This window comes from Paenibacillus sp. JSM ZJ436, from assembly GCF_044383795.1.
GTDB classification, from domain to species: domain Bacteria; phylum Bacillota; class Bacilli; order Paenibacillales; family Paenibacillaceae; genus Paenibacillus_AQ; species Paenibacillus_AQ algicola.
In genome coordinates, this window is record NZ_JBISEO010000001.1 from 278,050 (window position 1) to 303,335 (window position 25,286).

Below are 25,286 nucleotides of genomic sequence, written 5' to 3' on the forward strand. Positions count from 1 at the left end.
TGAGAGAGTAATCAGTAATAATGAAAGAAAGGATGAGGACCATGATCACAGTGCTATTCGTATGTCTCGGGAACATTTGCCGCTCGCCCATGGCGGAGGCCGTGTTCCGTCACAAGGTTAATCAAAGAGGACTGAGTGAGCAAATTGAAGTAGATTCAGCTGGAACAGGAGATTGGCATATCGGCAAAATACCTCATGAGGGCACGCGCAAGCTGCTGGACAGCTGGAGAATCAGCTATGAGGGCATGAGTGCAAGGCAGGTGCAGCATGAGGACTTGTCCGACTTTGATTATGTTATTGCAATGGATAACACAAACGCCGAGAATCTTAGCGCTCTGCCTGGAGGTTCGGAGGCGGACATTCTCAAATTTATGGACCTGCTTCCGGAAGAAAAGCTTAGAGAAGTGCCAGACCCGTACTTTACAGGAAACTTTGAAGAGGTTTATCGTCTGATCGATTCAGGCTGTGATGTATTGCTGGACAGAATTGTGAATGAAAAGTTATAATCATGTTCGTGTAAAGGGATGCGGCAGCATTCCTCCAGCTGTTCTTTTTGAAAGCGGAATCATAAGTAAGATGAGAGAGCATCAGCTACTAAAAAAAGATGAACAAGGCACATTGAGAAAGAATGCGCACGCTGTTCATCTTTTTTGCAAGGATTTGTATAGTGGAGCCTTTATTGAAGGAAGTATTTCAAAGCCGCCGGCAACTCCTGCTGCCAAAAGCCCCAAATATGACGGCCGTCCTTCTCTTCATAATGGACTGTAGCACCCCGTTCCTCTAATAAATCCCGCGTGTTCCGATTGAGCTCAACAAAATTGTATACGCCCGTATCCGTGGTGTAGCTGTCCTCCTGCAGTCCGACAATCATAAAGATATTTAGCCAGGATAGATCGGTTTCGAGTGCCGTATGATGCTGCGTCTGCTCGTAGTAGGCGCCGGACAAGCTGATAATTTGTTGAAAGAGCTTGGGATAGGAAAGCGCGAGATGCAGTGACACGCTGCCTCCGAGTGAGTCTCCGGCAAGCACACGCTGAGAGGGCTCGGGCCGCACAGGATATTTCCCTTCTATATAGGGAACAATTTCTTCGGCGAAGCACGACAAATAATGGTCAAACCGGTTGCCAAATGGCGCATACTCCTCGGTCCGGACTTTCGTATTCACTTCCACGCCGACAATGATGAATGGCTCAATTCCTTCTTCAAGTATAAGCTGGTTAGCCCAGGTTGCGATTCGCCCGAAATTGAAAAATTCCTCGCCATCCTGGCAGTAGACAGCACGGTAGCTGAGCTTGGGATCATAGCCTGGAGGCAGATAAATCCGCAGGGCTCTGGATTCCTTTAAATGAGCGCTCTGAATTTCTTCTTTGACAATGGTACGCTTCAATAAAGAACGGTCTGTCATATTTCGTCACCTTTCGAGGGTAAGTTTTTGAAAAGATGTCCACAATAAGTTAAGATTAACCTGCAGCCAGGAAAAAAGAAATGGAAACCACGTTACCTGTTAAACTGTTATACTAATTATCTTAACCTGTTACATATACAAAGTGAATTAAATTCACTTTTGTTCAGTAATTCTTTGACGAACATAGTGAAACAGGTGTATAATAATTCTATAACAGCGGAACTTGATATTCAAATATTTATTGAGGTGAAAAAAATGACCAAGGTTCCTTACGAAGTATATTCCGAGGAAGTTGAAGCGCTATCCGTACTTTCTCCGGAAGGCGAGATTGTAAACCAGGATCTGATGCCTGAGCTTACCGATGAGCAGTTGAAGGAAATTATGTACCGCATGGTATTTACCCGCACCTGGGATGACCGCGCCGTTAACCTCGGCCGCCAAGGACGTCTCGGGTTTTACGCGCCTGTATCCGGTCAAGAAGCTACGATGGTCGGCAGTGTGTACGCTCTGGATAAAGAAGATTTTGTATGCCCGGGCTATCGTGATATGCCGCAGATCGTCTGGCATGGACTCCCGCTTTACCAAGCATTTCTGTACTCCCGTGGACATCAGCATGGCGGCCAGATTCCAGATGGCGTAAACGTTCTGATGCCGCAGATCATTATCGGCGCACAGATTCTGCATGCTATGGGGATTGCCATGGGCTATAAGCTGAAGAAGCAGAAGCAGGTTGTTATTACTTATACCGGTGATGGCGGCTCCTCTGAAGGCGACTTCTACGAGGGCTTGAACTTTGCAGGCGTATATAAGCTTCCAACCATTTTCTTCGTTCAAAACAACGGCTATGCTATCACAACTCCGTTCTCTAAACAGACGGCTGCATTGTCCATCGCGCACAAGGCTGTAGCTGCCGGCATCAAGGGTGTTAAGGTAGACGGTATGGACGTGCTGGCTGTCATTAAAGCTGTTCGTGACGCTGCTGAGCGCGGCCGCAACGGTGAAGGTGCGACGCTGATCGAGGCTGTCACTTACCGTTTTCGTCCTCACTCCATGTCTGACGATGCTTCGAAGTATCGGAGCAAGGAAGAAGAAGCAGAGTGGAACGCGAAGGATCCGATCGTTCGTATGGCTAAATTCCTGGAGAAGAAGGGACTTTGGTCAGAAGAAGATACGGCTCGTGTGAAGGAAGAAGCGAAGGCAACGGTGAATGAACAGATCAAGAAGGCGGAGAAGACCGAGAAAATGACGGTTTCGGGCCTGATCGACAGCATGTTCGAGCAAACACCGAAGCACCTGGAAGAGCAAAAGGCTGATTTCCAATAAGATTATGCAGCTCTCGGCTGCGCTATAAATACGGTACTGTCAACCTGATGTGACTTGTAATGTCTAAGGAGGAAATGAAGCAATGGCACAAATGAACATGAAAGAAGCGATTCGCGACGCTATGCGCGTCGAATTGAACCGTGACCCTAACGTTGTCATCTTCGGTGAGGACGTGGGTAATGTAGGCGGTGTTTTCCGGGTAACGGAAGGCCTGCAGAAGGAGTTCGGTGACGAGCGCGTATTTGATACACCGCTGGCTGAATCCGCAATTGGCGGTATGGCTGTCGGTCTCGGTATTCAGGGCTTCCGCCCGATCGCTGAGATTCAGTTCGTCGGATTTATTTTTGAAGCATTGGATCAGATCCTGGTTCAAGCTGCCCGGATGCGTTACCGTTCCGGCGGCAAATATACGTCCCCAATCGTATTCCGTACTCCTTTTGGCGGCGGTGTTAAAGCAGCTGAGCTTCACACCGATGCGCTGGAGGGTTTGATTACACAATCCCCGGGTATTAAAGTCGTAGTTCCTTCCAATCCTTATGATGCCAAGGGACTGATGATTGCGGCGATCCGTGATAACGACCCGGTATTTTTCATGGAGCATTTGAACCTGTATCATGCATTCCGTGCTGAAGTGCCGGAGGGTGAATATACCGTTGAGATCGGCAAGGCTAATATTGTGCGTGAGGGCTCTGATGTGACTATTATCGCTTATGGCATGATGGTTCATACCGCGACGAAGGCTGCAGATGAGCTGGAGAAGCAGGGCATTAAAGCTGAGATTATCGACCTGCGCACCGTATCTCCGATCGACATTGATACGATCGTAAACTCTGTGAAGAAAACGAACCGTGCGATTGTTGTGCAGGAAGCTCAAAAGTCTGCCGGCGTAGCTGCTGAGGTTATCGCTCAGATCAATGAAAGAGCCATTCTGCATCTGGAAGCTCCTGTCCTTCGGGTAGCTGCTCCGGATACGGTATATCCTTTTGCCCAGGTTGAGGATGCCTGGCTGCCGACGCCTGCCCGTATTGCAGCGGCGGTCAAGAAAGTTATGGAATTTTAATCGCAGAATTATCTAGGGAGGTTATACAGTTGGCAAAATTCGAATATCGTTTCCCCGAGCTGGGCGAAGGTCTGCATGAAGGTGAAATCATCAAAATGCACATCAAGCCGGGTGACAAAGTAACAGACGACGACATCATCATGGAAGTGCAGAACGACAAGGCCGTCGTTGAAGTTCCTTGTCCCGTAAATGGTACGGTTCAGGAGGTATTTGCCAAGGACGGTCAGGTATGCCGTGTAGGTGAAGTGGTTGCCATCATTGATGCGGAGGGTGAAATTCCTGAACAGGAAGTCCAGGAAAATGAACAATCCGCTCAAGAGGTTGACGCTTCCCAAGGCGGAGTGGATACCGATTCCTCCCCAGCAGCGGATGCGCCTGCCGATTCGAAGCAAGGTGGAGCGGAGTCATCTGCACCTGCAGCACCGAACAAAGACGTGCTTGCTACCCCAAGCGTACGTAAATTTGCACGGGAACAGGGCGTAGACCTGTCGCAGGTATCCGGTTCCGGCAACAACGGCAAGATTACCCGCGAGGATGTAGAGGCGTTCAAGAACGGCGGAGGTCAAGCTCCTGCCCAGAAGGCCGAGGCTGCTCCAGTAGAAGAAGCGGCTGATGCGGCAGTACCTGCAGCGGCGGCTCCTTCCGATGCACGTGCTGAAGAAGAGCGAGTTCCGTTCAAAGGGATTCGCAAGGCGATTTCAAACGCAATGGTGAAGTCAGCCTATACTGCACCTCACGTAACCATCATGGATGAAGTGGACGTAACCGAGCTGGTTGCATTCCGCACCCGGATGAAGCCGATTGCCGAGAAGAAGGGTACGAAGGTAACCTACCTGCCATTCATCGTGAAGGCATTGGTAGCGGCAAGCCGTCAGTTTCCGGCCCTGAATGCCATGATCGACGAAGAGTCCAATGAAATTGTGTACAAGAAGTACTACAACATCGGAATTGCAACAGATACAGACAGCGGTTTGATCGTTCCTGTAATTAAGGACGCGGATCGTAAGAGCATCTGGATGATCGCGGACAGCATCCGTGATCTGGCAAGCCGTGGTCGTGAAGGCAAGCTGAGCCCTAATGAAATGAGAGGCTCGACTATCTCCATCACGAACATTGGATCTGCTGGCGGTATGTTCTTTACTCCGATTATCAATTTCCCTGAGGTTGCTATTCTGGGTACAGGCCGGATTTCCGAGAAGCCGGTTGTGAAGAACGGAGAAATTGTAGCTGCACCTGTCATGGCTCTTTCCCTGAGCTTTGACCATCGTATTATTGATGGAGCAACTGCCCAAAACTTTATGAATTACATTAAACAACTGCTCGCTAACCCTGAGCTGCTTGTGATGGAGGTGTAACACATGGTAGTAGGAGACGCTTCTCTGGATATTGATACATTAGTTATTGGTGCTGGTCCCGGCGGCTATGTGGCGGCAATTCGTGCCGCCCAGCTGGGCCAAAAGGTTCTGATTGTGGACAAGGCTGAGGTTGGCGGCGTGTGCTTGAACAGAGGATGTATTCCTTCAAAAGCACTGATCTCTGCGGCACACAGCTTTGAATCTGCGAAGCATGCAGATGCTTTCGGTGTTCAGGTTGGTGACGTGACGGTTGACTTTGCCAAGACTCAAGAGTTCAAGAGCGGTGTGGTCAAAAAGCTGACCGGCGGAGTTGGCGCGCTGCTTAAGGGCAACAAGGTTGAAATTTTCAACGGCGAGTGCATGTTCATTAATGAAAACGAAGCTCGTGTATTCAATGAGCATGAATCTCCACGTTATCGTTTCAAAAACTGTATCATTGCTACCGGCTCCCGTCCGATTGAGCTGAAAGCATTCCCGTTCGGTGGACGCATTATGTCTTCCACGGAAGCTCTGGAGCTGCAAGAGCTGCCGAAGAGCCTCGTTGTAATCGGCGGCGGCTACATCGGCGCTGAGCTGGGTCAAATGTTCTCCAAATTCGGCACGAAGGTTACGATCCTGGAAGGTCTGGACTCGATCCTGAACGGATTTGATCCTGATATGACGAAGCTGGTTGCTAAGAACATGCAAAAAACCGGCGTTGAAATTATTACGAATGCTAAAGCTGAAAGTGCAGAGCAGACGGATAAAGACGTCACTGTGAAGTACACTGTCAACGGTGAGAACAAAGAAATCACTGCAGATTATCTGCTTGTAACCGTTGGACGCCGTCCGAACACCGACGGTGAGCTCGGTCTGGATCTGATCGATATTGAAATGACAGACCGCGGTCTGATCAAGGTGGATCACCAGGGACGTACCAACCATCCGCATATCTTTGCGATTGGTGATATCGTGCCAGGTCCTGCATTGGCGCACAAAGCTTCTTATGAAGGTAAAGTAGCTGCTGAAGCGATTTCCGGTCTTCCATCCGTAGTAGACTACAAATGTGTACCAGCGGTTGCGTTTACAGATCCGGAATGCTCCAGCGTAGGCTTGACAGAAGCACAGGCTAAAGAGCAAGGCTACAAGCCGAAGTCCGGGAAGTTCCCGTTTGCGGGGAACGGCCGTGCCCTGTCCCTGAACAGCCCTGAAGGCTTCGTGAAGATTGTTGCTGATGAAGATACCGGTTTGGTGCTGGGCGCTCATATTGCCGGGATCGAAGCTTCCAATCTGATTGCTGAGCTTGGTCTTGCTATCGAAATGGGAGCTACCCTGGAAGATATCGCCCTGACCATTCATGCACATCCTACGCTTGGCGAAATCGTTGCGGAAGGCGCTGAGCTGGTGCTCGGTCATCCAATTCACGCCATGGCACCGCGCAAATAAAGAATTCATATCACTTTCATGATAAAATGGCCGGCGGACTCCATTAGGACTCTGCCGGTTTTTTTCTTTTTCACCTGGTTAGCTTGTGGTCAAAGTTCCACTTGATTTCACTTGATAGGAATACATGGATCACATAAACTAAATGAGAGAAGCTAAATTAAAAGAGATATAAGGTGGGAATCCGGTTGAAAAGTTACCTGGAATTATTACAGGATATTCTAGATCATGGAGTGGAAAAAGAGGACCGCACCGGTACGGGAACCTTGTCCGTATTTGGTCGCCAGCTTCGCTTTAATCTCGCTGAAGGCTTTCCACTGGTAACAACAAAGCGTATCCATCTAAAATCTGTCGTCCACGAGCTGCTATGGTTTCTGAGCGGAGACACGAATATCCGTTATCTGAAGGAAAATAAGGTGCGGATCTGGGACGAATGGGCAGACGAGCAAGGCGAGCTTGGGCCAGTATACGGCTCACAGTGGCGTCATTGGGAAGCGCCGGACGGTCGACAGATTGATCAGATTGCGAATGTGATTGAATCCATCCGACAGAACCCAGACTCTCGCCGGCATATTGTAAGTGCATGGAATGTCGCGGAGATTGAGCAAATGAAGCTGCCGCCATGCCATTTCGTCTTTCAATTCTATGTCGCCGGCGGGAAGCTATCCTGCATGCTGACGATGAGATCCGTGGATACGTTTCTGGGACTGCCTTTTAACATTGCGAGCTATGCATTATTGACGCACATGGTCGCTCAGCAATGCGATTTAGAGCCTGGAGAATTCATCTGGTCCGGCGGTGATGTTCATATCTACTCCAACCACTTGGAACAGGTAAAAACCCAGCTGGAAAGAGAGCCATATGCTCCGCCGCAGCTCGTGATCAAGCGCAAGCCAGACAGTATTTTTCAGTACGAATTTGAGGATTTTGAATTCCAGAATTACGAGCATCATCCGACAATCAAGGCAACGGTCGCCATTTAACGATATCTCTACCGTAGCAGGTCTGAGCGTAATTTAAGGCAAAGGAGCGTCTTTAAAGGATGAGCATTTCAATGATTTGGGCTATGGGCCGAAACGGAGTGATCGGCAGGGACAATGACATCCCTTGGCGTTTGCCGCGGGATCTGGCCTACTTTAAGAAAATGACACTGCAAAAAACGATTCTCATGGGCAGAAAAACGTGGGAGTCGTTCGGTGGCCGGCCGCTGCCTCAGCGTCGCCATTTAGTAGTGACCGGAGATCATAATTATTCGGTTCCTTTTGAAGAGGTGCACATCCTTCATGATTTGGAGGAGGCGATGCCTTACTCTCAGGATCAGGAGCTAATGGTTATTGGCGGATCTCAAATCTACAAGCAGATGCTGCCGAAAGCGGACCGATTGTATGTAACATTTATTGAAGAAGATTTTGAGGGAGACACGTATTTCCCCGAGGTTGATTGGAGTCAGTGGACGCTTGTGAGCAATGAGGCCGGAATTATGGATGAGAACAATCCGTACAGCTATCGATTTGCAATTTATGAGCGGGCTGAGAGCTAGAAACGATTTCCTGTGGTGACTCTTCGTGCTGAGATGGTTGTAGGAAAACACAAATGATTATGCATATAATCCATTTAACAGCAGAAAGAACTAATGCTACGATATTTTTACACTGTGAACCGGTAAAGATGCTGACAAGCCAGCGGACAAGCGGTGATAAAAGTTTTTCTTAACAGGCATAGAAAAAATAAATCGCGATTTTCACGGTTTATTCCTTCTTTCACAGATAGATAGCTCACATTTTATGATATGATTAAAAATACAATCACACGAATGACTCAGCATGACTAGAACGGATGGGGGAAAGCAGGATGTCAACACCAACTGGATTTATGGAATATAACCGTCAGCTGCCGGCAGATCGGGAACCGGCGGAGCGGATTAAAGACTGGGAAGAATTTCACAAACATATGGAAGAAGAAGAGCTTCAAACCCAGGGAGCTCGCTGTATGGATTGCGGAACGCCATATTGTCATACGGGCATCGACATGGTTGGAGGTACGGCAGGCTGTCCTGTGCACAACCTGATTCCAGAGTGGAATAATCTTGTTTATCGCGGCTTGTGGAGAGATGCGCTGGAGCGTCTTCATAAGACGAACAATTTTCCGGAGTTTACGGGACGAATCTGTCCGGCGCCTTGTGAAGGCTCATGTACAGTAGGCTTGATTGGTCAGCCTGTGACAATTAAGACCATTGAACAGGCCATTATTGATAAAGGCTTTGAAGAGGGCTGGGTAGTTCCAGAGCCGCCGGAGAAGCGGACAGGGTGCCGTGTTGCCGTAGTAGGCTCCGGTCCTGCCGGTCTGGCGGCGGCGGCGCAGCTGAATAAGGCTGGACATACCGTTACAGTTTACGAGCGTTCTGACCGTGTTGGAGGACTGCTTATGTACGGTATTCCATCTATGAAGCTGGATAAAGCAGTTGTTCAGCGCCGGGTGGATCTCCTCGCTGCAGAGGGTGTAGAGTTCATTGTGAACACGGAGATTGGGAAGGACATTCCTGCCCAGCAGCTGGTGGATGATTACGATGCGGTTGTCCTGTGCGGCGGAGCCACAAAGCCCCGTCAGTTCAACATTGAAGGCAGTGACTTGAAGGGCGTTCACTATGCGATGGATTACCTCAACGGTACAATCAAGAGCTATCTCGATTCCAACCTGGAGGATGGCAATTATATCTCCGCTAAGGATCAGGATGTGATCGTGATTGGCGGCGGCGATACAGGCTCTGACTGTGTGGCTACTGCTCTGCGTCACGGCTGCAGAAGCATTACGCAGTTCGGTACACACAAGAAAGCGCCATTAGAGCGTGATACCATGAACAATCCGTGGCCGCAATTCCCGAACGTGTACACGCTGGATTATGCACACGAAGAAGCCAAGGCTATGTTTGGACAGGATCCGCGTGAATTTTCCATTATGACGACGAAATTTGTCGGGGATGAAGAAGGCAATCTGAAAGAGCTCCATACGATTCAGATTGAACGGATTGTAGATGAAACAGGACGTAAGGTATACCAGCCGGTACCGGGCACAGAGCGGATCTTTCCGGCTCAGAAGGCGTTTATTGCCATCGGTTTTGACGGACCGGAATCTACGATTCTGGATCAGCTCGGTCTGGAAGCCGACCGCCGCTCTAATGTAAAAGCGAAATACGGCAAATATACAACGAACGTTGACAAGGTTTTTGCAGCAGGTGATATGCGCCGGGGACAGAGCTTGGTTGTATGGGCAATTAATGAGGGCCGTGAGGCTGCCCGTGAAGTGGATAAGTTTTTGATGGGCAGCACGGTGCTGGTTTAATCACTCTGTCATCTATGCTATAATTAAATATCATGTTGAGAAGGACTTCGCCTGGGCGGAGTCCTTTTTTAGAGTCCAGCGGGAGTCTGCAAGTGGTAGATTCAGCTGAAGAGTCGGCGGATAGGAGGGTCTTGCTATTGAAGACACTGGTCATTGCGGAGAAGCCGGATATGGGCAGAAATATCGCTGCGGTCATGGAGCCGCGAGCAAAGAATAACCGGACATATATCGAAGGAGAGCAGTATATCATTACCTGGGCGATCGGCCACTTGGTTGGACTGGCAGAGCCGGATGCCTATGATCCCAAATACAAACGCTGGAATATCAAGGATCTGCCGATTATTCCGGAGTCCTTCAAGATTGTTCCAAACCCCAAAACCAAGGATCAGCTTAAGGTCATCGGTGAACTGGCGAAGAAGTGCAACCAGATTATTAACGCCTGTGATGCAGGGCGGGAAGGGCAGTACATTTTTGCACTCATTCAGCAGCAGTTGAAGCTTAAGCAGCCGGTTAAACGCCTGTGGATCTCGGATCTGACACCAGAGAGTATTGCGAATGGCTTCAAAGGGCTAAAGGACGGGGCGGAATTTGATAATTTAACGAAGGCGGCACGGGCACGGAGCGAGGCAGATTGGCTGATCGGGATGAATGCATCCCGGGCGTTCACAACGAAGCATCAGACCCTGCTGTCTGTAGGCAGAGTACAGACTCCGGTGCTGGCGTTAATCTATGACCGGCAGAAGGAAATTGAAGCCTTTGAATCTCAAACCTTTTATGAAGTAAAGGCGGCTTTTTCTCAAGGCACGCTGCAGTACACCGGGGTCTGGCAAGGAGACCGTTTGACCTCCAAAGAGCTTGCGGAGGACATTGCCGCCCGCGTACAAGGCCGAACAGGCCGTATTGCTTCTTATGAGGTCAAGGACACGCGGGACTATCCCTTCAAGCTCTACGACCTGACACTGCTTCAGCGGGAGGCAAATGCGAAGCTGGGCTTCTCAGCTAAAAAAACACTGGATATTGCTCAGGCATTGTACGAGCGGCACAAGATTATCTCTTATCCTCGTACGAACTCCAACTATGTGACGGAGCAGAACATCGAGCCGATGCACAAGGCATTAAATATGCTGAAAGCTACAGCTTATCAAGCCATGGCGGAGAATGCGGATCCATCCCGGGTGCACAAGAACAATAAATCTGTATGCAATCCGCAGCGGGTCGAGGATCACCATGCCATCCTTCCGACCCTGAAGAAGCCAGGAACGTTAAGCAAGGAAGAGCAGCAGCTGTATGACCTGATCATCATCCGCTTCTTATCACAATTTTACCCTCCGGCAGAATATAAACAGCATACGGTCATTACGCAAGTGGAGCGCGATGCTTTTAAGACCAGCATCAAGGAGCTTGTCTCCTTAGGGTGGAAGGTACTGATTCAGCAGGATTCAGAGCGAAAGCCAGCGCGTTCATCAAAGAAAGCTAAGGACGATGAGGAAGAAGAAACACAGGAATGGAGCGGCAAATCATTCGGTCTAGAAGAAGACGAGCCGGTGCAATGTGTGCAGAGCGAAGCAAAAGAAAAGGCGACACAGCCTCCAAAAAGCTTTACGGAAGGAACCCTATTGAAGGCCATGGAGAGCGCCGGCAAAAGCATGGAAAATGAAGAGCTGCGCGATATTATGAAGGATAGCGGCCTCGGCACGCCGGCAACACGAGCAGCTACGATCGAACGGCTGAAGAAGGTTGGCTACATTACGATGCAGGGGAAAAAGATTACCGTGACGCAAAAGGGCAGATCCGCTATTGAGCTGATCCGTCACGCCGGCGTTGAACTGCTGGCTTCCCCGGAAATGACCGGACAATGGGAGCGCCGATTAAATCAGATCTCTAAAGGCGAGGCTTCCTCCGAGCAATTTATGAGCAATGTGCAGCGCTTTGCGGTTTCCATCATTCAGAAGGTGTCCACGCAGCAGGCAGCGCCGCCTTCCATGTTCGGAGATGAGCACAGCGCAAGCTCACCGCGTACCGGGAAGCGAAGTGAAGGGCCTACAGGGACGCGGACCAAGGCAGCTTCAGGCACAGCGGGATCCTCTAAAGCTGCGAAGACGGGGCGAACATCATCAGCAGCCTCCGCCGTGGACACGAGAGTGAAGACGACGTTAGGCAGTTGTCCTGTTGAGGGCTGCGGCGGACACATTATTGAGGGACGCAAAGGCTATGGCTGCTCCAGCTTTAAATCCGGCTGTACATTTGTCATCTGGAAGGAGTTTGCCGGCAAAACGATCTCACAGGCAATGCTGAAATCACTCCTGAGCCAGGGGCGAACACAGCTCTTGTCATTTAGGGATGAGCGGGGTCATCCCTTCAAAGCGAGAATTGTGCAGCAGCGTCCCGACAGCGGACAGCTTCGGGTGGAGCGGGAGCAAGGATCATGAAGCAGCACGTTTATCAAATGTCAAACAGGCAGAAGGCGCTCTCTATTAGAGTGCCTTCTGCCTGTTTGTAGTGAGGAAATTAAAGGGAGGTCTGTGTGAGATGGCTCGTAATAATTTCTGGCACCTCTGTCAGGGCCTCCACGGTGTATAAAATATTGTGGGGCTGCTTCTTTAACTCCACCATATTGTACTGCCATTCCGTTTCCTGCTTCAAATAAATGGTGTTAATGCCTGCCGTCAAAGCCGGCATAACATCCGTACGCAGGGAGTTGCCGACCATCCAGGTACGGGTGCGCTCGAAGCTTCGCATCTGGAGAATTTCCTCCAGGGCATGAATATTTTTGTGCTGACGAATGTAGATCCGGTCGTCAAAATACTGGAAAAGCTTCATCTGCTGAATCTTGCGCTGCTGAATCTTTGTCTCTCCTCCTGTGTACAAGTAGAGGTGATGACCGGATTCCTGCAAGGCGTTCAGCGTTTCGACCATCCCGGGATAGGCCTCAACCTCCTGATCGTAGACGCTCAGTCCCAGCTGATACAGCTCCTGCTCCTCTGAGGTGACCGGCGTTCTGCGGTGCCGCTTGCTGAAGAAGCGATAAGTGGCAATCAGCGATTCCGGAAAGTTGCTGCTGGCAAAGCCCAGCTTGTTAATCCCCTCGACATCAATTTCGATCTGCTTGGAACGCACTTCCTCTGTGGTCACGCCGTAATCCCGAAACCAGTCTGTGATCTGCTCGAAGTAGGCGGCCAGAATCAAATCAAAATACTTATTGCAATGAATTAACGTATCATCCATGTCAAAAATAATATGCTGGTTCATGCTGTTCATGCTCTCACTCCTCACAACATCTCTCTCTAGTATACCGCTATTAGGTTAACCGCATGTAAGATTCCAGAAACATTTGCAGCTCCGCGGCTCCATCAGGTCTTAAGCTAAAACGGCCATTCTCATCGGTAGTATCAACATGAGAACGCAGCAGTCCTGCTGCTCTCAGAATAACCAGATGATGAAGCAGCCTTTCGTCAGATAAGGCCAGGTGCTTTCCGATTTCGCCGACGGTCTTGGGCTCATGCGCCACAAATCGCAGCAGGCGGAGACGTTCCGGATGGGCGAGGGCGTCGGTCATGCGAAGCAGCACCATCGGCGGGTCGTCCTCATTGTCCTCTGGCACATCGACCGGATACTGAATCAGCAGCAGGTTTTCATAAAAGCAGTATGTATTAATGGGACGAAAATGAACACCCGGAAACAAAATGACGCTCGTGACAGGCAAATTGTCAAGAATTACGCCGCCGGTTGCATATTCAACCAGGCTCTCCGGCTCCATCTTGTTTAGCAAAATATTTTTTTCTTGAGCGTCCTCTTCCAGCAGAAGGCGGTATTCATGTTCGGCCTCTTGAAAATAATGATGGTACCATAGGCGCATCAGGGCAGGATAAGTATCAATCACGCGCTCCAGCTCATCCCGAGACAGAACGGGCATATAGGTTATCAGGCGAGAATACAGCTCATCCACAGGGGTGCTGTCCAGCCAATCCAGGAACGCCGCGGGCTGATCGTCCATATGAGGGTCGCGTAGCATAATCAGGGCGTACAGAACATCGAAATCTAGAAACGGCCAGTCACGGGCTTCATTCAGCTTAGACTTGACCTCTTCAGGAAGACGCTGATCCAGATCCTGCATAAATGAAGGGCCGATGTCGAGATTGTCCGTCCACTTCTTGGTTACATAGATCATAAAGCTGCTGAGGCATTCATAGACCACCGATACATCAACGCTTACTTTGTACTTCATAAACTAAAGTACCCTCCTGATAAATGACATTATTTTATTATGGCTTGTAAGGAATAGGCTTGTCTACTATAATGTTTCTTTGGCTTTTTTTATTTTAAAGCTAAGAACACAAATGTACAGCATACGCTGGAAGGGGAATATCCTGAAATGTCAATGACCCGCACGGTCAGTCAGAATTCAACACACTATATCATTCTCATCGCTGTCATTATTGCGGCGGGAATTAGCCAGGGACTGCTGCTGCCAGTACTGGCTATATTTTTGGAACGCATGGGTGTCTCCTCCGGGATGAACGGCCTGAACGCGGCTGCTCTGTATGTCGGCTCCTTCGGCATGACCCTAGTAGCTGAACGGATTCTCGGAAGACTAGGCTTCAAAAAACTGATTATCGGCGGGCTTTTGCTCGTGATGGCAGCACTTATGGCATTTCCGTTGTTTCCAAGCCTGGGTCTGTGGTTCGTCCTGCGCATTCTGGTCGGTATTGGCGACAGTGCCCTTCACTACGCCTCTCAGCTATGGGTGCTGATGATGTCCACGGACCGCAACCGCGGCAGAAGCATTTCCATATACGGAATGTCTTATGGCATCGGCTTCAGCATCGGTCCGCTGGGAATTAATCTCTTGAATTACGGCACAGCGGTACCCTTCTTCGCACTGGCTGCCTTGTATGCTGCCCTGCTTGTGGTGGTTCTGCTTAGATTGCCGGATGCACGTCCGGAGAAGCACTCAGGCAGCGCCGCCGAAACCAGAGGAAGATACCGTTTAAGCTACCGGCTTGCCTGGTTTGCACTTATTCCCGCCTTTTTGTACGGATATATGGAGGCGGGCCTGCATAGTAACTTCCCGGTTTACGGGCTTCGTAGCGGCTTTACGCTGGAGCAGATTTCCTCCCTGCTTCCTTTTATCGGCATTGGTGGACTGATCCTGCAGCTTCCGCTAGGCATCTGGAGTGACCGATTCGGCAGAAAAAGAGTGCTTACGCTTTCCGGCTTCATTGGCGGAATCAGCTTTCTGCTCATTCCGTTCGCGGGAACGAACTTTTGGATGGTTCTGATTCTTCTTACCCTTGCCGGGGGCATGGTAGGATCATTCTTCTCGCTTGGTCTCGCCTATGCAGCGGATATCTTGCCAAGGGCCATACTTCCGGCAGCGAATGTAGTCGCTTCCTTCCATTTTAACATGGGAAGCATCCTCGGGCCGAATATAGGAGGAGCGGTCATGCAGACCGGCTGGATCGGCGGCATGTTTGTTCTGCTGGGGCTGTTTTATCTGATCTTTTCCAGCCTTAGCCCCTGGTTTAAAGGAAGCCCGCTCAAGCTATAGGGAACATGTGTTCTCATGGCAATTAAGGGTAGTTTCTTCTAAACTAGAGGTATGGAATGTAACGCGACGGGAGAGAGACAAATGATAAAAGTGGATCGCCTGATCAAGAAAATTGTCACCGAGCCCAAGCCGGTGCTGAAGGATATAAGCTTTCAAATGGAGCCAGGAGAAATGATCGGCCTGATCGGCGGCAGCGGCAGCGGGAAGAGTCTGCTGCTCAGCTGTCTGGCACTGCGCCAAAAATGGGACGGCGGACGCTTTCTCATTGACGGAGAGGATGTGCTTAAGGCTGGCGGCCGGCGCAGAATCCGCCGGGAGTGGGCTTATCTGGAGCAAAATCCGGAGCTGAACCGCAACCGTACAGCCCTAAAAAATGTTCTGGTAGGACAGTCCAGCCAAACGCCGCTGTGGCGCATGATCACCGGTATGGTCCGCTCGGATGATTATATGGGAGCGATGGATACGATTGAGCATTTAGGTTTGCTGGACAAGGCCAAACGCAAGACAGGAGAGCTGAGTGGTGGCGAGAAGCAAAGAATTGCGATTGCACGGGCGCTCGTCCATGGTGCAAAGGTCATTCTCGCAGATGAGCCGGTTATGGGCCTTGATCCCAAGTCAGCCGAGCATGTCCTGCAAACGCTGCGCTCCCTGTGCGAAGAGGAGCGCCTTACCGTCATCGCAGTGATCCCGCTGGAGCTTGCTGAGAAATATTGTACTCGCATTCTGGGTCTTGCCGGCGGGGAGATTGCCGTAGATGTGACCGGAAGACGTCTTACACACGGTGAAAAAAGCAGACTGTAATTTAGGTGTATTCTCAGGAACAGGTACGTTATAGAAAGGTGATGCATGGAACATTGAAATGGATAAAGCAGACGACAGCCGGTCTGATGGCGCTTCTGCTCAGCGGATGCAGCTTTATCAGCGACCCGGTATCGCTCATGACGACACCGGATCTGCCTGCTGATAAGGCGACGCTGATGGGGGCTGTCAGCTCGGCTCTGAGTGCCAAAGGCTCTGAGAAGGGGGATATTATTCGTCCCCGCCGCGATCCGGATCCCAGCTCGATTCGAATCGAGGATTTGAATGGTGACGGTGTCATGGAGGCCGTGGTGTTCTACAAGACTCCGAATCAAGAGGTGCAGATTCACGGCATGATTATGCAGGAGCAGGGCAGCTCATGGGTGAAAAAGCTGGATTTTGACGGGGAAGGCACTGTTCTTGAATCCTTCGAGCTCATTGATATTACGAATGACGGCAAGCTGGATATTGTCGCAGGGTTCTCCAGAGGACAGGAGGAGCTGCAAAACGGTCTGGCTGTATACAGCTTCACAGGAGACTCACTTCGCAAAATTTTAACGATTCCATTCACGCAGGTGGAGATTACGGACCTTAACGGTGACCGGGTGGATGAGCTTACCGTCGTCTCGCTGCAGCGATATGAGCTGTCCTTTATTGCAACGTATCAGTATGACAGCAGTGAAGATGATTTCAAGGAGCTCTCGAAGCTGGACCTAGGCCAAAACATTGAGAGTTATTACAATATTGTCTCAGGAAACGTGTCGAAGGACAAAGAAGGAGTCATTCTGGATACGACGATTGTGTCCAATTCCTCTACCTCCAAGATGATTGTGATGGAGAATGGCGAGCTGATTGATGTGCTGAAGGAGGATGCAGCGTATAAAGAGCTGCCTGTGCTCAGCCAGGATGTAAATGGCGATGGAATTCTGGAAATCGGACTGCTGGAGGAGCCCGCAGGCTGGAAGGATGCCCGATATGAGGAAATTCCGTTTCTCAGCTCTTACTATCAATGGGATGGTGAGACAAGGCTGGCCAGCAAGAAAGAGGGCTTGTCCTTCGTATCACAGCGGTATGAGGATATGGAGCGCCGATTTTTTCTGAATTTTCCTGTCGAATGGCATAACCTGATTACGATTGATCCTGCGTCGGATAAAGATGAGTATCTGCGGTTTGTGATGACGAATACCGGCAAGACCGTAGCGGAAGTGAAGTTTTTCCCGGCTGCAGAGTGGGAGCAGGAGAAGCAGGAATGGAAGCTGCTGGTCAAGGACGACGATCAGATTATTGGCTATAAAGGGGACATGAAGCTGATTAAAAATGAGAAAAAGGCCAGCAGCGAGGTTGCGCCTATCGAGAGAAAGGGGAATTAACCATTGAGCAAAGTTCTCATATTGGAAGATGAAGAATCCATCCGCAGCTTTATTGTGATCAATTTGAAGCGTAACGGTCTGGAGGTTCTGGAAGCGGGAGACGGAAATGAAGCGCTGCATCTGCTGCAGACTGTACCGGATATTGATATTGCGCTTCTGGATGTGATGGTGCCTGGCATTGACGGGTTTGAGGTATGCCGCAGAATCCGCGAGACGAATGAGCGAATCGGGATTATTTTCCTCACAGCCAAGGTGCAGGAGCAGGATAAGGTATACGCGCTTTCGGTCGGCGCCGACGATCATGTCAGCAAGCCGTTCAGTCCGACCGAGCTGATCGCGAGGCTGCAGTCACTCCTTCGCCGTGTCAATGTACAGCGTGCCGGAAGCGCCAAGGTTAGCTTTCAGTCGGGGCCGTTTACGCTGGACCTCATATCCAAGCTGTTTAAGAAGAACGGCAAGACGCTGGAGCTGACGCCGACTGAATTCTCTCTGGTGCAGTTTTTTCTGGAGAAGGAGAATACGCCGCTGAGCCGGGACGTGCTGCTGGATCATGTATGGGGCAAGGAATATATGGGCGATCCCAAAATTGTGGACGTGAACATCCGCAGATTACGCCAGAAAATTGAAGACAATCCTTCCGAGCCGGAATTCCTGCAAACGGTATGGGGACATGGCTACAAGTGGAAGGGTAAGGGCCAATGATCAAAAAAGGGATCCGGCGGGAGATCGTTGTTCACTACTTTCTGGTAGTGTTTATGGCGCTCCTGCTGGTCGAGGTTATATTTCTTTTGGCGGTAAGGACTTATTACTATGACAGTGTCTACAGCCATATCGCCTCCCATATCGTGCTAGCGGATGAATATTATCAAACCTATGCGCTGCGTGATAAAAATACATCGATCATCAATCAGGTCATTTCCTACTTCGAGCTATATGGGACAGAGCTGCAGGTGCTGAATCTCGATGGAAGAATACTGTCCAGCTCTAATGATTTTGATACGGATAATGTGATTCAGACCAGTGATGTGACCCAGGCGCTGGCCGGTGAAACGAGCCGGTGGGTAGGGAAACAGCCCGGAACGAATCAGATTGTCATGTCCGTCTCCAAAACCTTGAAAAACGCAGGTGAGAATCAATACATACTTCGCTATGTAACCTCCCTGGAGAAGATCAACGACAAGCTGCTGAATCTCACGATGCTGTCCATTCTGATCGGAACTGCCGTGCTGGCTACCGTGCTGGCCTTCAGTATTGGCTTGGCGAACTCGATTGTTAAGCCCATTAACAATATTCGTGCTGTGTCTGCCCAGATGGCAAAGGGGCGCTTCAACGTACGGGTAAAGGGCGATTACAAATATGAGCTGGGTGAGCTGGCTTCAACGCTGAATTATATGGCACAAGAAATTGTACGCAGTAACCAGGTTAAGGATGACTTCATATCCTCCATCTCCCATGAGCTTCGGACACCGCTCACGAGCATTAAAGGCTGGAGTGAAACACTCAATTCTGGCGGGTACGATCCCGAAGAGACGCGCATCGGAATGCAGATCATTACGAAGGAAACCGATCGGCTTATCGGCCTCGTTGAAGAAATTCTGGACTTCTCCAAGCTGCAGCAAAACGAGATGAAGCTCGTAACCAGCTCAGTCAATCTGAAAGAGCTGCTGCAGGAAATCATGCTGAATATGTGGGCCAAGGCGGAGAAAAAAGGCATCAAGCTGAATCTGGCCGCGGATTGGAAGCCAGTCATTCAGGGAGATGCCAACCGGTTGAAGCAAGTATTCCTCAACCTGGTGGACAATGCCGTCAAATTCTCGCATGAGCACGGCACTGTCGATCTCACCTTTGAGATGGAAGAGGGCTTTGTGGCCGTTGTCGTGCGCGACTATGGCATTGGTATTAGCGAGGAGCATATCCAAAGAGTTAAGGATCGGTTTTTCCAGGTGAACCCTGTCAATGGTGGAACCGGGCTGGGTCTGGCAATTACGCAGCAGCTCGTGGAACTGCACCGCGGGACGCTGCAGATGGCCAGTGAGCTGGGTCAAGGCACTACCGTGACCGTGCGGCTGCCGCTGCTTGAGCCGCAGCCGCAGGACATGTCCGTAAATGATCAGCAGACAGAGATCGAAGCAACGGCTTCTCCGTCACAGCAGGATTATACGTAATTAGGTTTACGCAGAGACAGGAGGAGCCTGTAATGTTCAATAATTCAATAGCATATATAGAAACCTCATCCGGTGTATTCACGCTGGCCCCGGCGGAAGCAGGGGAAGAGGGCATGATGCTTCAGATTCTGGTCTCTACCGCGGAGGAGATGGTTCGGCAAGCGCGTCATCAATGGACGCCGGCCTTATTTGATCTCAAGCTGATGGAGCAGTACCTGAGTGAAAGATCCGTGTTTCTGCTCAAACATGAGGGGGAGCCTGCTGGCATGTTTACGATCCAGGAGAGCGACCCCTCCTATTGGCAGGATCGGAACGACACCCGTTATCATTATTTACACCGTCTCGCTGTTCTTCCCAGGTATCGGGGCTTCGAACTGGGGCGTCAGATGATCGCCTTCGCCGAGAGGCACTCCAGAGAGCAGGGGAAGGCAGGCTTACGCCTGGATTGTGTAACACACCTCCAGGGGTTAAATGATTATTACCTAAGACTAGGCTATCAATTTGTTGCTATGCAAAATATGGGTGGCCGCACGGTTAATTTATATCAGAAGCAGTGGTAGTCATCATTTTCTAAGCTGAAGAGGGCATCAAAAAAGCGATCCGAGTCATCGGATCGCTTTTTGTATAAGGATAATTAAGAAGAGGAGACGTTGGCGCGCAGACGGCCTTTCTCATAGACCTCCAGCAGACGCGCAGGCTGAGTACGAACCGTCGGCTTCGGTGTCACGGTTTCGTGAGGGGCAACGACAACAACATTGCCTAGTGTTCCTTTTACGCTGGCACCGTCTTTAATCACAGCACCTTCGCCAATGATGGCATGCTCGATGTGAACATTTTTCCCGATTTTTGCATTCGGCATAATAATGCTGTCCTTGACAATGGAATTCTTCCCAATCTCAGCGCCGCAGAAAATGACGGACCGCTTCGCTTTACCTTCGAATTGACAGGATTCATGAAGCAGGCTGTCGCTGCTGTAGTCATATTGCCGGCCAATGTGAGCAGAAAGCTTCGTACGCCATGGGCGGGTGAACATAGGCCATTCAGGCTTCTCCAGAACGAGCTCTGTTTGATCTAGAACGTCCATATGAGCTTCCCACAAGCTCTCCACCGTACCCACATCTCTCCAGTAGCCTTTGAACCGGAACGCGTACAGTGGATTCTGCTCGGCAAGCATCTTTGGAATAACATCCTTGCCAAAGTCATGGCTAGAATTGTTATCCTGTGCGTCCTCTTCAAGGTGACGCTTCAGGTAATCCCACTGGAACAAGTAAATGCCCATTGAGGCCAGATTGCTTTCCGGCTTTTCGGGCTTTTCAGCAAATTCAGTAATTTTCAAATTCTCATCTACACTCATCACGCCAAAACGGCTGGCCTGCTCCCAAGGCACCTCCATCACAGAGATGGTTGCAGAGGCTCCTTGCTCAATATGGCTCTCCAGCATTTCGCGGTAATTCATATGATAAATGTGATCGCCGGAGAGAACGAGCACATGCTCCGGATTCTGACCGTCAATGTAAGTCATGTTTTTATAAATCGCATCTGCCGTTCCCAGGTATTGACCCTGTGAAATCTCGTCTGAGGATAATAGCGCAACTCCACCTGCTTCACTGCGCGTCATTCCCCAAGGGGACCCGTCGCCAATATGCTCGTGCAGCGAGCTGCTCTCATATTGCGTCAATACGCCTACGGTATCGATTCCCGAGTTCACACAGTTGCTGAGAGGAAAATCGATAATACGGTAATGGCCCCCAAACGGAACGGCTGGTTTGGCAAGCTTTGACGTCAGTGGAGCGAGTCGTTTACCTTCTCCTCCGGCCAACAGCATAGCGATGCATTCTTTTCTCTTCATCACGTTTCCCTCCCAAAAATTTTCAACGTAGTACATTAATAAACGACTGCTCCGGGGTTTGAAACGATTATATTGAGCAATTTTTATGAAAATTACAAAATAATTTTTCAGTATCATTTTTATTTTCAACATGGTTAAAATGGGGTAATAGTGTTATATTGTTTAACCATAAGATCTATTCTAAAGCAGGTGATAATTTGATCGGTAAAACCTTTTGGGAAGGAAACGCAAGCTTGGAAGCCATGTATTTGTTTCATGAAGGCACATCGTTTCACAGCTACCGATTTATGGGCGCGCATCCGCGTATAGAAAACGGTCAGGAGGGTGTCCGGTTTACGGTATGGGCTCCGAATGCCTCTCATGTGGGGCTTGCAGGCGATTGGAACGCCTGGGACGGCTCCAAGGATTCATTACATAAGATACCCGAAACGGGCATTTGGACTCGCTTTTTCCCCGGACTTACGGTTGGTACTTTATACAAATATGAAATCACGGGGCCTCATCAAGAGATGTTTCTAAAAGCAGATCCTTATGCGTTTGCCTCCGAGCTCCGCCCGGCTACAGCCTCAGCGGTGACAGATCTTACCGGCTACAAGTGGAACGATGCAGCCTACCGCCGCAAGAAATCTGCTGGCTATCGCAAGCCGGTCAATATTTACGAAATGCACTTTGGAACCTGGCGCCAGCATGAGGACGGAAGCTTCCTGACATACCGTGAAATGGCAGATCACCTCATTCCTTACTTGCTGGACATGAACTACACGCATGTAGAATTTATGCCCTTGGCGGAGCACCCTTATGATTTATCCTGGGGCTATCAGGGTACCGGGTTTTACTCCTTGACGAGTCGTTACGGCTCCCCGCACGATTTCATGTATCTGGTGGATCAGCTGCATCAGGCAGATATCGGGGTATTGCTGGACTGGGTACCTGCGCATTTTGCCAAGGACGCGCATGGCCTGCGTCAGTTTGATGGGGGTCCGCTGTATGAGTATGAAGATCCCTCAAAAGCCGAAAAGCCGGGATGGGGCACACTCTCCTTCGATTATTCCAAGCCAGAAGTGGTTTCATTCCTCATTTCTAACGCTATTTTCTGGATGGAAATGTATCATATTGACGGTCTTCGAGTGGATGCCGTCACAAGCATGATTCGTCTCGATTTTGAGAAGGAAGAGTGGCAATATCATCCCAATGAGCAGGGCACACTGGAGAACCTGGAAGCCATCTCCTTCCTGCAGCAGCTTAACAAGACGGTATTTGAGTACTACCCGAATGCACTTATGATGGCAGAGGAATCCAGTGCTTGGCCTGGTGTAACATCCCCTGCGCACGAAGGCGGACTCGGCTTTAATTACAAATGGAACATGGGCTGGATGAACGATACGCTTTCTTACATAGAAGAAGATTTCGACCAGCGGCCGGGCAAGCATCATCTGCTGACGTTCCCGATCTGCTATGCGTATTCCGAGAACTTTGCGCTTCCCTTTTCCCATGATGAGGTTGTGCATGGCAAGAAATCACTGCTGGACAAATGTCCAGGGTCGTATGAGCAGAAATTTGCCGGACTGCGGGGGCTTCTGGGCTACCAGATGACCCAGCCGGGCAAGAAGCTTCTGTTCATGGGAGGAGAATTCGGCCAGTTTATCGAATGGAAGGATCAGGAGCAGCTGGACTGGCTGCTGCTGGATTATGAAGCCCATCGTCAGCTGCACACCTATACGGCGTCATTGAACAAGCTGTATAAAGAGCAACGCGCGCTATGGGAGCTGGATCATGATCTGGACGGCTTTCAATGGATCTGTGCGGATGATGCGGGGCAGAGCGTAGTCACGTATTTAAGGAAAAGCACCAAGCCAGGCGACACCTTGATCGTGATCATCAACTTTCAGCCTCAGCAGCATGAGCGTTACCGCATCGGCGTTCCGAAGCCGGGACAGTATGAAGAGATTTTTAATTCCGATGACGTGCTGTACGGCGGGGAAGGCCGCAGGAATAATGAGACGTTGAAGACGGATAAGGTCCCATGGCACAATCAGCATCAGAGCCTCGAGGTGAGGGTTCCGCCACTGGGCATGCTCGTACTCAAAAAAAAACCGCCTCGTCCCCGTAAAACAACTGCCTCAAGCAAGCCGGGTACGAAGGGGACTACTGCAGCGAACAAGTAGAACACAAACACCATATAAAAATCAGGAGATCAGGGGGAGAGAAACCATGAAGCTGTTATTTGCCGCGGCAGAAGGTGTACCTTTTGTCAAAACAGGCGGACTTGCCGACGTGATTGGGGCTTTGCCCAAAGCGCTGCAAAAGGCCGGTGCTGACATCCGTATCGTGATGCCGAAGTATGGATCCATTTCCGAGGAGTATGTCTCCCAGATGGAGCACGTCGGGGAGACCCGGGTGCAGGTAGGCTGGAGACGACAGTTTTGTGGTGTGGAAAAGATCGTGGAGGACGGAATTACGATCTATTTCATCGACAATGAGTATTATTTCAAACGGGATGGCATTTACGGCTATATGGACGATGGCGAACGTTTTTCCTTTTTCAATCGGGCCGTACTGGAAATGCTGCCGCTTGTCGATTTCATGCCGGATGTCATTCACTGTCATGACTGGCATGCAGGCATGATCCCGCTGCTGCTGGAGGCAGATTATCGGCATCGGGAGGGCTATGGTAATATCCGCTCTGTGTTTACGATCCACAACCTGCTGTACCAAGGTGTATTTCCGTATGAGGTACTGGTGGATACATTAGGACTGCATAGCCGTTACTTCCATGCTGAAGGTGTCGAGTACTACGGAAATGTAAATTTCCTGAAGGCCGGCATTGTCTATTCTGATCACGTTACAACCGTAAGTCCGACATATGCCCGTGAAATTCAGACCTCGTACTACGGCTATGGTCTCGATGGCATGCTGTCGTCCTGCGGTGACCGTTTAAGCGGCATTGTGAACGGCATCGATACGAAAAGCTATAATCCTGCTACCGATCCTCACATCGCGGTGAAATACCGCAGCAATCTGGGGAAAAAGGTCAAAAACAAGCTGCAGCTGCAGCAGGAGCTGGGCTTACCGGAATCCAGTACCGTTCCATTGATGGCGATGGTCACCCGATTGGTGGACTCCAAAGGACTGGATCTTGTCGTTCGTATTCTGGACGAGCTGTTATATTACGACGATATTCAGATTGTTATTCTGGGTACCGGTGACCCGTCATATGAGCACTGGTTCCGCGAGGCTGCCATTCGCTTTCCGAATAAATGCTCCGCACAGATCCGCTTCAGCGAGCCCTTGTCCCGCAAGCTGTATGCCGCCAGTGACTTGTTCCTGATGCCATCGAAGTTCGAGCCGTGCGGCATCAGCCAGCTGATTGCGCTCCGTTACGGAAGCATTCCCATCGTTCGTGAAACCGGAGGGCTGAATGATACGGTACAGGCTTATAATGAATTTACCGGCGAGGGTAACGGCTTCTCATTTACGAATTATAATGCCCACGATATGTTGAACACGATCCGCCGAGCGGAAGACATCTACCGGAAGCCGGAGCATTGGAAAAAGGTTACCAAGAACGCCATGTCCGGAGATTACAGCTGGCTGGTGTCCGCAAAGCAATACATGGATATTTATGATCTCATTAACAGCTCAGAGTAAGACG

The 25,286-nt window shown here is 50.1% G+C and carries 21 protein-coding genes; 17 read left to right on the top strand and 4 right to left on the bottom strand.

The features are described from left to right. Nucleotides 1-41 precede the first annotated feature (41 nt). Nucleotides 42-506, top strand: a complete 465-nt coding sequence (locus tag ACH6EH_RS01440; RefSeq protein WP_138225762.1) for a low molecular weight protein-tyrosine-phosphatase — start codon at nucleotides 42-44, stop codon at nucleotides 504-506. A 170-nt stretch (nucleotides 507-676) separates the two neighbouring features. Here ACH6EH_RS01440 and ACH6EH_RS01445 read toward each other — a convergent pair whose 3' ends face one another. Beyond that, a complete protein-coding gene (locus tag ACH6EH_RS01445) occupies nucleotides 677-1,405 on the bottom strand; it encodes an alpha/beta hydrolase (protein WP_397330802.1) in 729 nt (242 codons plus the stop codon). A 255-nt stretch (nucleotides 1,406-1,660) separates the two neighbouring features. Between ACH6EH_RS01445 and pdhA the strand changes: the two genes are divergently transcribed. The 8 genes from pdhA to ACH6EH_RS01485 all read left to right on the top strand — a co-directional run bounded on the left by pdhA (nucleotide 1,661) and on the right by ACH6EH_RS01485 (nucleotide 12,333). Continuing rightward, nucleotides 1,661-2,728: a pyruvate dehydrogenase (acetyl-transferring) E1 component subunit alpha gene (gene pdhA / locus ACH6EH_RS01450; RefSeq protein ID WP_138227734.1), complete on the top strand. Its 1,068-nt coding sequence runs from the start codon at nucleotides 1,661-1,663 to the stop codon at nucleotides 2,726-2,728. Nucleotides 2,729-2,810: 82 nt separating this feature from the next. Then, complete coding sequence (locus ACH6EH_RS01455) at nucleotides 2,811-3,788, top strand: alpha-ketoacid dehydrogenase subunit beta (protein WP_397330803.1); 978 nt, start codon at nucleotides 2,811-2,813, stop codon at nucleotides 3,786-3,788. Between the two features lie 29 nt (nucleotides 3,789-3,817). Next, nucleotides 3,818-5,143 (top strand): dihydrolipoamide acetyltransferase family protein, encoded by a 1,326-nt coding sequence (locus ACH6EH_RS01460; RefSeq protein ID WP_397330804.1) that lies wholly within the window; start codon nucleotides 3,818-3,820, stop codon nucleotides 5,141-5,143. A gap of 3 nt (nucleotides 5,144-5,146) precedes the next feature. Continuing rightward, the gene (gene lpdA / locus ACH6EH_RS01465) at nucleotides 5,147-6,568 is read left to right on the top strand and encodes a dihydrolipoyl dehydrogenase (protein ID WP_138225766.1); all 1,422 of its coding nucleotides are present in this window, start codon (nucleotides 5,147-5,149) and stop codon (nucleotides 6,566-6,568) included. Nucleotides 6,569-6,753: 185 nt separating this feature from the next. Continuing rightward, entirely contained in the window at nucleotides 6,754-7,548 is a 795-nt protein-coding gene (thyA, locus tag ACH6EH_RS01470) for a thymidylate synthase (RefSeq protein WP_138225767.1), read from the top strand. A 59-nt stretch (nucleotides 7,549-7,607) separates the two neighbouring features. After that, complete coding sequence (locus ACH6EH_RS01475) at nucleotides 7,608-8,105, top strand: dihydrofolate reductase (protein ID WP_208202763.1); 498 nt, start codon at nucleotides 7,608-7,610, stop codon at nucleotides 8,103-8,105. Nucleotides 8,106-8,416: 311 nt separating this feature from the next. Beyond that, complete coding sequence (locus tag ACH6EH_RS01480; RefSeq protein WP_397330805.1) at nucleotides 8,417-9,904, top strand: glutamate synthase subunit beta; 1,488 nt, start codon at nucleotides 8,417-8,419, stop codon at nucleotides 9,902-9,904. A gap of 137 nt (nucleotides 9,905-10,041) precedes the next feature. Beyond that, a complete protein-coding gene (locus ACH6EH_RS01485; RefSeq protein WP_397330806.1) occupies nucleotides 10,042-12,333 on the top strand; it encodes a type IA DNA topoisomerase in 2,292 nt (763 codons plus the stop codon). Between the two features lie 79 nt (nucleotides 12,334-12,412). Here the strand turns inward: ACH6EH_RS01485 and ACH6EH_RS01490 are convergent, their stop codons facing one another. Both ACH6EH_RS01490 and ACH6EH_RS01495 read right to left on the bottom strand, forming a co-directional pair. Then, nucleotides 12,413-13,162, bottom strand: a complete 750-nt coding sequence (locus ACH6EH_RS01490; protein ID WP_138225771.1) for an HAD family hydrolase — start codon at nucleotides 13,160-13,162, stop codon at nucleotides 12,413-12,415. A 40-nt stretch (nucleotides 13,163-13,202) separates the two neighbouring features. Beyond that, nucleotides 13,203-14,129 (bottom strand): ArsR/SmtB family transcription factor, encoded by a 927-nt coding sequence (locus tag ACH6EH_RS01495; RefSeq protein ID WP_397330807.1) that lies wholly within the window; start codon nucleotides 14,127-14,129, stop codon nucleotides 13,203-13,205. Nucleotides 14,130-14,276: 147 nt separating this feature from the next. On the opposite strand from ACH6EH_RS01495, the gene ACH6EH_RS01500 reads away from it, so the two are divergent. From ACH6EH_RS01500 to ACH6EH_RS01525, 6 genes are all read left to right on the top strand, one after another. Continuing rightward, nucleotides 14,277-15,452: an MFS transporter gene (locus tag ACH6EH_RS01500; protein ID WP_397330808.1), complete on the top strand. Its 1,176-nt coding sequence runs from the start codon at nucleotides 14,277-14,279 to the stop codon at nucleotides 15,450-15,452. Between the two features lie 81 nt (nucleotides 15,453-15,533). Then, nucleotides 15,534-16,253, top strand: coding sequence for a phosphonate ABC transporter ATP-binding protein (locus ACH6EH_RS01505; RefSeq protein WP_138225774.1), 720 nt, complete (start codon nucleotides 15,534-15,536; stop codon nucleotides 16,251-16,253). Nucleotides 16,254-16,306: 53 nt separating this feature from the next. Further along, nucleotides 16,307-17,620 carry a hypothetical protein gene (locus ACH6EH_RS01510; protein ID WP_397330809.1) on the top strand — a complete coding sequence of 438 codons (1,314 nt, stop codon included), beginning with the start codon at nucleotides 16,307-16,309 and terminating at the stop codon, nucleotides 17,618-17,620. A gap of 3 nt (nucleotides 17,621-17,623) precedes the next feature. Further along, on the top strand, nucleotides 17,624-18,322 hold the full coding sequence (locus ACH6EH_RS01515; RefSeq protein ID WP_208202756.1) for a response regulator transcription factor: 699 nt from the start codon (nucleotides 17,624-17,626) through the stop codon (nucleotides 18,320-18,322). Further along, on the top strand, nucleotides 18,319-19,785 hold the full coding sequence (locus tag ACH6EH_RS01520; protein ID WP_397330810.1) for a sensor histidine kinase: 1,467 nt from the start codon (nucleotides 18,319-18,321) through the stop codon (nucleotides 19,783-19,785). Before ACH6EH_RS01515 ends, ACH6EH_RS01520 begins: the two co-directional genes overlap by 4 nt. 32 nt (nucleotides 19,786-19,817) lie before the next feature. After that, entirely contained in the window at nucleotides 19,818-20,345 is a 528-nt protein-coding gene (locus ACH6EH_RS01525; RefSeq protein WP_397330811.1) for a GNAT family N-acetyltransferase, read from the top strand. A 74-nt stretch (nucleotides 20,346-20,419) separates the two neighbouring features. Here the strand turns inward: ACH6EH_RS01525 and ACH6EH_RS01530 are convergent, their stop codons facing one another. Beyond that, a complete protein-coding gene (locus ACH6EH_RS01530) occupies nucleotides 20,420-21,634 on the bottom strand; it encodes a glucose-1-phosphate adenylyltransferase (RefSeq protein WP_397330812.1) in 1,215 nt (404 codons plus the stop codon). A 242-nt stretch (nucleotides 21,635-21,876) separates the two neighbouring features. On the opposite strand from ACH6EH_RS01530, the gene glgB reads away from it, so the two are divergent. Together glgB and glgA are read left to right on the top strand one after the other, a co-directional pair. Beyond that, nucleotides 21,877-23,799, top strand: a complete 1,923-nt coding sequence (gene glgB, locus ACH6EH_RS01535; protein WP_397330947.1) for a 1,4-alpha-glucan branching protein GlgB — start codon at nucleotides 21,877-21,879, stop codon at nucleotides 23,797-23,799. Between the two features lie 46 nt (nucleotides 23,800-23,845). Then, nucleotides 23,846-25,282, top strand: a complete 1,437-nt coding sequence (gene glgA / locus ACH6EH_RS01540; RefSeq protein ID WP_397330813.1) for a glycogen synthase GlgA — start codon at nucleotides 23,846-23,848, stop codon at nucleotides 25,280-25,282. Nucleotides 25,283-25,286: the final 4 nt, after the last annotated feature.